Genomic DNA, 7,993 nt, shown 5'->3' with positions numbered 1-7,993 from the left:
TGCGTTGTCCTCTCGCAGTTGGCGGTTCTCTGCTTCAAGTTGCCGGATGCGCTGCTGTTCAGCTGTCAGCGGCTTGCCCTCGCCGGGGCCGCCAGCACGTTCCGCATCGTACTGCGCCACCCAGCGCCGCACGGCTGTCTCAACAAGGTCCATCGACCGGCTGACTTCGCTGACCGATAACCCCTGGTCTCGTACCATCCGTACCACTTCCAGCTTGAAGCTGGCGTCAAATTGTCGGCGCCTTCTTGTCATCTATTGTTTTTCCTCGTCGATTTAGGATTGTCCCCCTATCGACCTGTCCGAGGAAATTAGACCACCACAGGTGTTACGGCAAGACGCCCACGCCGGCTGAGCTTTCCTAAAGATATCGAATGCTATTTGCCTGTGCAACATTGCACCAATGGCGTGCTGTAACGCGAAATGGTGCGCAGCCGGTGCATCCGGAGATCGTTCACATTGCTCCTTTTGCTCTGTGTGAAATGTGAGTGATCCCTCTTCCATTCGTGGGTCCGCAAGGATCGAAGAACCGGCACGCATTGTGTGGCGCAAACTGGCATAGCCGTTGCTTAATAAGCCACGCTGGCTTCGCCGTACGCGACGAGCATCAAACAGCACTCCCGTTGTCCGAGACAAAGGCGTCTTGGATAACACCGGCCAAAAAGGTCCGACATCAGCGCGTCTGATGCCGGACCTTTTTCGTTTTGCGATCCCATTATTGTCGGAGTTGGAAGCAATGAAAAGACGTACATTTTCAGCAGTCGGTTCGGGCTCTGCTACCAGTGTTGTGCCCCAACTTGGGCGTGTGCTGCTCGCCACGCTCAGCGCTTTCGGGTTCGCTCACTCCGCTGCCGCGGCGTCGCTGCAACCCATCGAGTTTTCCGAGGCCGTACATAACCTCGGTTACATCGACCTCTACGTTGCACAGCACGCGAAGCTGTTCGAGAAGCACGGACTGACCATACACCTGACCGCAGCCGGTGGGGACACGCAGGCTTTCGCCGCGGTGCTCGGCAAGACCGCGCAGTTTGCCGTCGGCGATCCGACCATGGTGGAGATGTCTCGCGAGCGCGGCGGACCGGGCATGGTCGTCGGGACGCTGGTGCAGCGTGCACATTACTTTGGCGTATCAAAGACTGTGGCGCGCATCACCGATCCCAAAGCTTTCAAGGGGTTGACCTTAGTCACGTCGCCTGATCCGAATACCGAGTACAGCGTCACGAAGAAACTGCTGCAGGACAATGGCCTGAAAGTCGGCACGGACGCGAAGATCGTCGAAGTAACCCCAGGCACGGAAATCGGCGCCATGCTCGCGGGTCGCGCCGACATCGCGTTTGCGCAGCAGCCCATGGTGGCGGCTGCGATGGCGCAAGGGGCGAAAGTGGTATTCGACTTCTCAAGCTATATGGGTCCGTTCTGCAATACGGGGATCATGGTGCTGCCCGAATATGCCATGGCGCATCCCGAGGTCGTCCAGTCGCTCGTGGACGCACTGGAAGAAGCCGCGCGTCTTACGTATGCCAAGCCCGACTATGCGAAGGAGGTTGCCCGTGCGGAGTTCCCGGACCTGCCGCCCGACGTGGTGAACAAGGCAATCGACATGGAGTTGCAGTACAAGATCCCGGCCCAAACGCTGCCGGTCGACCGGCAGCAGTGGGACAAGCTGATATCAATGCAGAAGTACCTGGGCAACGTACAAGGGACGCTGGCCTATAGCGACGTGATCGACAACACCTTTTCTAACAAGGCCGCCAAGACCGCTGCGGCGGGCGCGGGCGTAACGGTGGCGGTGTCCAAATGAATGTAGCGGGCGCAGGAGTGCCTGCGGCGCAGGCGGGGGGGACCGCCAACCCGCACGCCCCGCTGGTTGCGCGCGGGGTCGGCAAATCGTATGGCGAAGATGAAGGCGAGTTGAATCAGGTTATCGGTGACATTTCCTTCAGCCTGCGCGCTGGGGAAATTGTCAGCCTGGTGGGCCCGTCCGGTTGCGGCAAGACCACGCTGTTGAACCTGATGAGCGGTCTTACGCAGCCGACGCGCGGCGCGGTGCTGTGGCACGGTCAGGCGCTGGACGACGTCCCCAAGGGCATCGGCTACATGTTGCAGAAGGACATGCTGATGCCGTGGCGCAATGTGTTGGCCAACGTCACACTTGGCCTCGAACTGACCGGGATGTCGCGCGCGCATCGCGAGAAAAAGGCGCATGCGATGCTCGGCAAGGTCGGACTTGCTCCGTACTACAACTACTACCCGACGGCTTTATCGGGCGGCATGCGTGCGCGCGTTGCACTTGCGCGCACGCTGGTGACCGACCCCGAAGTCATGCTGCTAGACGAGCCGTTCGCCGCGCTCGATTTCCAGACGAAACTGGTGCTGGAAAGCGACATGGCCCGGCTGGTCAGGGGTCAGGGTCGCTCGGTTCTGCTGATCACACATGACGTCGAGGAGGCGGTCTCGTTGTCGGACCGTGTGATCGTCCTCACCCACCGTCCGTCCCGCATCAAGGCGATCCACGAGGTCCACCTGGATTGCGACCGCAACGACATGATGGCCGCCCGCGACGCTGCGGGCTTCACCGCCCACGTACGCGAGATCTGGTCTCAGCTCGACGTGCGTATGGGCGAACGTTGAAAAGGAACGCGCGTGCAAGAAACCCGCTCTCCGGCGCCCCCGTATGCCCCGGCATCCCTCAAATGGCGCAGGCTAATTCGCCGCTGCCGCGGCAAGCTCGTCGTGGCTGCCTGCCAACTCGCGCTACTCGCCGCACTGCTCGCCCTGTGGCAGGTTGCGACGTCGAGTCAGGCGCTGGCCTTCCTGTTCGGGTCGCCCAGCCAGATCTGGGGTTACCTGGTAAAGATGCAGCAGGACGGCAGTCTCGTACACGACGCCGGCGTGACTGGCATGGAAACGCTGCTCGGATTTCTGTTCGGCAATGTCATCGGCACCGTGCTCGGCTTGTCGCTATGGTATTCACGCTTCGTCTCGAAGGTCATGCAGCCGTTCATCGTTGCGCTGGGCTCGATTCCGATCGTCGCACTCGCGCCCATCGTGATCATCTGGTTCGGTACCGGGCTCGGGTCGAAACTCGCCATGTCGACGTTATCCGTCGTGGTGGTGGCGCTGGTCACCGCGTACAAGGGGGCGACCAGCGTCGATGACGATCAGATCAATCAGATGCGCACGCTCGGCGCGACCAAGCGGCAGACTTTCCGCAAGCTGGTGATCCCCGCCTCGCTGCGCGACATCTTCGCGGGCTTCAGGCTCACTGTCGGCTTTGCATTGATTGGTGCCATTGTGGGCGAATTCATGTCGTCAGACGATGGGCTCGGCCATGCGATCTTCAAGGCCGGTAGCCTCTACATCATTCCCAAAGTATTCGCCGGCGTGGTGGTGACCATCGCACTCGCGCTCTTCCTGTCGTTTCTCGTCGGTCGGCTAGAGCGCTTCCTCATGCCCTGGCACAAGTTCGATTGATTTAAGCCATCCGCCGCGACGTTGCCGGCCGGTGGCATTTAGCAACCCCTGAAGGAGTAGGCAGCATCCTATGAGCACACTATCCACACCTCACCAGATCATCCGTAAGGATGACCTGAAGTACGCACTGACGGCTACCGATGGTTTCATTGCCGAAGTCTCGCCGGGCGAGACCTTCGAGGTCGAAACCGAATTGAACATCGGCGGCCACCTGATTACGCAGCTCGACGAAAAGCTGGACGAGTCGAAAGTGAAGCTCCCGTTCGTCAATCCGGCCACCGGGCCTGTGCGCCTGCGCGGCGCGAAGCCTGGCGATATGGTCGTCATCGACGTCCTCGAAGTTGGCGTGCACGGCCTCGGTTATACCGCGCTGTGGCCGGGCATCGGGATTTTTCCGGATTGGGTCCGTAAGAAGGAATTCGGCATCCAGAATCGCAACGTCGTCGTCGAAAATGGCATCGTTCACTGGAGCGACTCGCTCAAGCTGGAAGCCAAGCCGATGATCGGCGTGATCGGCGTGGCGCCGGTGGCGGGCGGCACGCTCACCGTCGACAACGGTACCCACGGTGGCAACCTGGACATCCAGGAAGTCACGAACGGCAATCGCATCATGTTTCCGGTGTTCCATGAAGGCGCGTACCTGTATTTCGGCGACGTGCATGCATTGCAGGGCGACGCCGAGTGTAACGGCATGGGAGCAATCGAGATTCGCGGCCACCTGAAGCTCAAGGTCGATCTCGTCCGCGCGCCGAGCCGCATGATCTGGCCGCGCATCGAGACGCCGACGCACATCTGTACCGTCGGCTGCGCGCGGCCGCTCGACGACGCGCTGCGTATCGCGTTCGAGGAAATGGTCTATTGGCTGGAAGAGGGCTACGGCATTCCCGGTGCCGAAGCCTACATGCTGCTCGGCCAGATCGCGGAAGCGCGCTGTACCCAGATGGTGAATCCGAAATACACCTATATCTGCAAGGTCGACAAAAAGTACTTGCCCAAGCGTTGAGGGAACGGCATCGGGCCGCGGATTCTGTGCGAGGCTGACAGGCACCGTCACAAGGCATTGAGACCGGACTGCCCGGTCACGATGCTGGAACCGGTCGGTGCAGGCACGGTGAACATTCTGTGGCCGACGACGCTGTCGGTAATCGCGCAAATCATCTATTGATTTCGAAGAAAGAGGAAAGAAAGGCGATGCCGATTTATCCCTATCGTTGTGAAACCTGTGGCACGTTCTCCGTCATGCGTCCTGTCGCTGAACGCGACGCGACCTGTGCTTGCCCAACATGTAGCGCTATCGCACAGCGCATGCTGGCCATGCCTGCACTGGCATTGATGTCCTCGTCCGGGAGTGCCGAACGCCGAGTCCACGAACGTGCGGTGTACACGCATCAGCATGGCTCGGGGTGCGGCTGCGGGTCGCGCGCACAGTCAAGCACCGAATCGTCGGTAAGCTGAATGGAGTCGCCGCGCGTGCCTTCGAGCGCCCGGCCCAAAAGACGGCGCTGCCCACCGTCCGGAGCGGCGGGCAGCGGAGTGACGCGATGGACTTTAACCATTCATCTCCGACCGGATCCTCAACCCACAAAGACTAGGCGAACCTATTGAGCCATTTGAACCTCCAGTCGGCGCAGGCACTGCTCGCACGCGCCGTCGATAAAGTGCACCAGCAGTTTGGCAAGCCGGTGTGCATTTCCGTGTGTGATAGCCACGGCTTCCTCGTTGGATTTTTGCGGATGGACGATGCTCCCGTGCGCGGCATCCAGTTAGCGCACCAGAAGGCTTACACGTCTACCCGTCTGGGTGTGACAACGGACGCATTCCATGCGCGGCTGCGCCGCGAGGAAATTCCCATCAGCTATTTCTGCGATCCATTGTTGACTGCGTTGCCCGGCGGTGCGGTGCTAAGCGACGCGCAGGGCAACGTGATCGGGGCGATCGGTATCAGTGGCCTCACGCCGGCCGAAGATCAGGCTGTCGCCGACGAACTTGCCCGTTTCGGGACTCCATGCAGCTTGCAGGGCCACGCGCCATGAGGTATGCGCGGGTAATCTTTTTGCAGTGTTGTATCGTGTTTTAACAAGAGAACAATCAATGAAACGGTTTAACGTTTATGTGACACGCATGATCTCGCAAGAGACAATTGACGATCTGCGGCAGTTTCACGACGTCGAGGTCAATCCGCATGATCGGGCACTCACGCGCGATGAACTGCTGAAAGCAGTGCAGGGTCGGGACGCCGTGATCACCCTACTGACCGACACAATTGACGGCGAAGTGCTCGATGCCGCCGGCCCGCAATGCAAGATCTTCGCGAACTACGCGGTTGGCTTCAACAACTTCGACCTGCAGGCGGCGACCCAACGCGGCATGATCATGACCAATACGCCGGGTGTGCTTGACAACGCCACGGCAACCCATGCATGGGCGCTATTGCTTGCGACAGCACGGCGCATCTCTGAGTCCGAACGCTTCGTGCGTGCCGATAAGTGGCAAGGATGGGCGCCGATGGCATTTATCGGCCAGGACGTCGACAACAAAACTCTGGGTGTCGCAGGCATGGGTCGGATCGGATCGAAATTTGCGCGCAAGGCGGCCGCCTTCGATATGAAGGTGATCTACACCGACGCACAGCGCAATCCCGAACTCGAACGTCAGGTCGGCGCGACATTCGTCGACAAGGAAACGCTCCTGTGCGAGTCGGATTATCTGTCGTTGCACCTGCCGCTCCTGCCGGAAACGCAGCATTACATCGGCGCGGCTGAGCTTGCGAAGATGAAGCGCACAGCCATCCTGATCAATGCAGCCCGCGGTCCGCTGGTCGATGAAAAGGCACTGGTTGCCGCGCTGCGCGACCAGGTAATCTGGGGGGCCGGCCTCGACGTGTTCGAGCGCGAACCCGAACTCGAGCCAGGATTGAGCAGCCTGGATAACGTGCTTGTCGTACCGCACATCGCTTCCGCGACGATCGAGACCCGCCTTGCGATGGGTAAGATCGCGACGGAAAACGTCATCAGCGTTCTGAAAGGCGAGAAGCCGCAGACCTGTCTCAACCCCGAAGTATTGCGCTCCGCGGCGTAATAGCTTGTCGCCACTGTCAACGATTTAAGAAGAACTCATTGAAGAGGAAGTTATGGCAAAAGTTGGATTCATCGGTCTGGGTGTCATGGGTGCGCCAATGGCCGCCAATCTGCAGCAAGGCGGCCATCAACTCTTTGTGCATGATCGAAACCCCGCGCCGTCGGGCTTGATCGAGAATGGCGCGACGCTCTGCGAGTCCGGCAACGCGGTGGCACAGCAAGCCGACATTGTGATCCTGATGGTGCCCGATACCCCACACGTGGAGTCAGTGCTCTTTGGGGAAAACGGTGTAGCAAGCGGACTCCGTGCGAACCAGATCGTGGTCGACATGAGTTCGATTTCGCCGATTGCGACTAAGGAGTTCGCCAGAAAGATCAACGAACTCGGATGCCAGTATCTCGATGCTCCGGTATCGGGTGGCGAAGTGGGTGCGAAGGCCGCGTCGCTGACGATCATGGTCGGTGGGTCGCAGGCGGTGTTCGACAAGGTCAAGCCTTTGTTTGAACTGATGGGCAAGAACATCACGCTCGTCGGCAGTAACGGCGATGGCCAGACCACCAAGGTGGCGAATCAGATCATCGTCGCCCTGAATATTCAGGCGGTGTCAGAAGCGCTGCTCTTTGCCTCGAAGGCTGGCGCGGATCCGGTGAAAGTGCGCCAGGCACTGATGGGCGGATTCGCAGCGTCGCGGATTCTGGAAGTGCACGGCGAGCGGATGATCAAGCGAACATTTGATCCGGGCTTCCGCATCGAGCTGCACCAGAAGGACCTCAACCTCGCCTTGCAGGGCGCCAAGGCGCTTGGCGTTTCCTTGCCTCATACTGCGTCCGCGCAGGAACTGATGAACGCTTGCGCCGCGAACGGCATGAGCAAGCTCGACCACTCGGCTCTGTGCAGGGCAATCGAATTGCTATCCAGCCACGAAATCGCCAGCAACTAATCGCTACCTGTTGTTGTGAATGGACGCGACTGGGCTGGTCATACGCTGCCCACTCGCGTCCAGACGAAATAGGCTTTCTCAACCAGCTTTTCACCATTGCGATAGAACTCGCGATTACTGTTTGCGCGTGTTGATCGTATGTGCATCGTATTGATACATGGAGGTTTGTCTCATGAGTTCAGAAGTCGGCAAGATCGCATTGATCACTGGAGCAGGCAGCGGTATCGGACGCGCCACCGCTCGCAAGCTGTTTCAGCACGGCTACCGTGTGGTGCTCGCTGGACGAAACAAAGCACCCCTCGAGGCGCTAGCCGAAGAGGCGCAGCAACTCGGCCAAGGGGCACTTGCTGTTCCCACCGACGTCACCGACGCCGCTAGCGTCGCCGCTCTCTTCGACACGATACGACAACGCTACAACCGCCTCGATCTTCTCTTCAACAATGCTGGCCGTGGCGCACCGGCCGTCGATATCGACGAACTCAGTCTGGAAGATTGGCACGCCGT

10 protein-coding genes are annotated in these 7,993 nt (G+C 59.7%); 9 read left to right on the top strand and 1 reads right to left on the bottom strand.

What is annotated here, in order from left to right; translation table 11 throughout:
* A partial coding sequence (locus P0D73_RS45675) for a transposase (protein WP_408320029.1) occupies positions 1 to 252 on the bottom strand: 252 nt, incomplete at its 3' end.
* A 388-nt stretch (positions 253 to 640) separates the two neighbouring features.
* On the opposite strand from P0D73_RS45675, the gene P0D73_RS45670 reads away from it, so the two are divergent.
* The 9 genes from P0D73_RS45670 to P0D73_RS45630 all read left to right on the top strand — a co-directional run.
* Entirely contained in the window at positions 641 to 1,798 is a 1,158-nt protein-coding gene (locus tag P0D73_RS45670) for an ABC transporter substrate-binding protein (RefSeq protein WP_408320031.1), read from the top strand.
* The gene (locus P0D73_RS45665; protein WP_408436257.1) at positions 1,795 to 2,628 is read left to right on the top strand and encodes an ABC transporter ATP-binding protein; all 834 of its coding nucleotides are present in this window, start codon (positions 1,795 to 1,797) and stop codon (positions 2,626 to 2,628) included. Before P0D73_RS45670 ends, P0D73_RS45665 begins: the two co-directional genes overlap by 4 nt.
* Positions 2,629 to 2,730: 102 nt before the next feature.
* A complete protein-coding gene (locus tag P0D73_RS45660; RefSeq protein ID WP_408320035.1) occupies positions 2,731 to 3,471 on the top strand; it encodes an ABC transporter permease in 741 nt (246 codons plus the stop codon).
* Between the two features lie 70 nt (positions 3,472 to 3,541).
* Entirely contained in the window at positions 3,542 to 4,474 is a 933-nt protein-coding gene (locus P0D73_RS45655) for an acetamidase/formamidase family protein (protein WP_408183491.1), read from the top strand.
* A gap of 188 nt (positions 4,475 to 4,662) precedes the next feature.
* Entirely contained in the window at positions 4,663 to 4,926 is a 264-nt protein-coding gene (locus P0D73_RS45650; RefSeq protein ID WP_408436260.1) for an FmdB family zinc ribbon protein, read from the top strand.
* 146 nt (positions 4,927 to 5,072) lie between these two features.
* Positions 5,073 to 5,504 carry a GlcG/HbpS family heme-binding protein gene (locus P0D73_RS45645; protein WP_408320037.1) on the top strand — a complete coding sequence of 144 codons (432 nt, stop codon included), beginning with the start codon at positions 5,073 to 5,075 and terminating at the stop codon, positions 5,502 to 5,504.
* Positions 5,505 to 5,562: 58 nt separating this feature from the next.
* Positions 5,563 to 6,549 carry a 2-hydroxyacid dehydrogenase gene (locus P0D73_RS45640; RefSeq protein WP_408320039.1) on the top strand — a complete coding sequence of 329 codons (987 nt, stop codon included), beginning with the start codon at positions 5,563 to 5,565 and terminating at the stop codon, positions 6,547 to 6,549.
* A 52-nt stretch (positions 6,550 to 6,601) separates the two neighbouring features.
* A complete protein-coding gene (glxR, locus tag P0D73_RS45635) occupies positions 6,602 to 7,489 on the top strand; it encodes a 2-hydroxy-3-oxopropionate reductase (RefSeq protein ID WP_408183496.1) in 888 nt (295 codons plus the stop codon).
* Between the two features lie 172 nt (positions 7,490 to 7,661).
* A partial coding sequence (locus tag P0D73_RS45630; protein WP_408436253.1) for an SDR family oxidoreductase occupies positions 7,662 to 7,993 on the top strand: 332 nt, incomplete at its 3' end.

The sequence above is a fragment of the Paraburkholderia sp. RL18-101-BIB-B genome (assembly GCF_046026985.1).
Lineage (GTDB): Bacteria > Pseudomonadota > Gammaproteobacteria > Burkholderiales > Burkholderiaceae > Paraburkholderia.
This window is presented reverse-complemented; position numbering and strand designations above follow the sequence as displayed.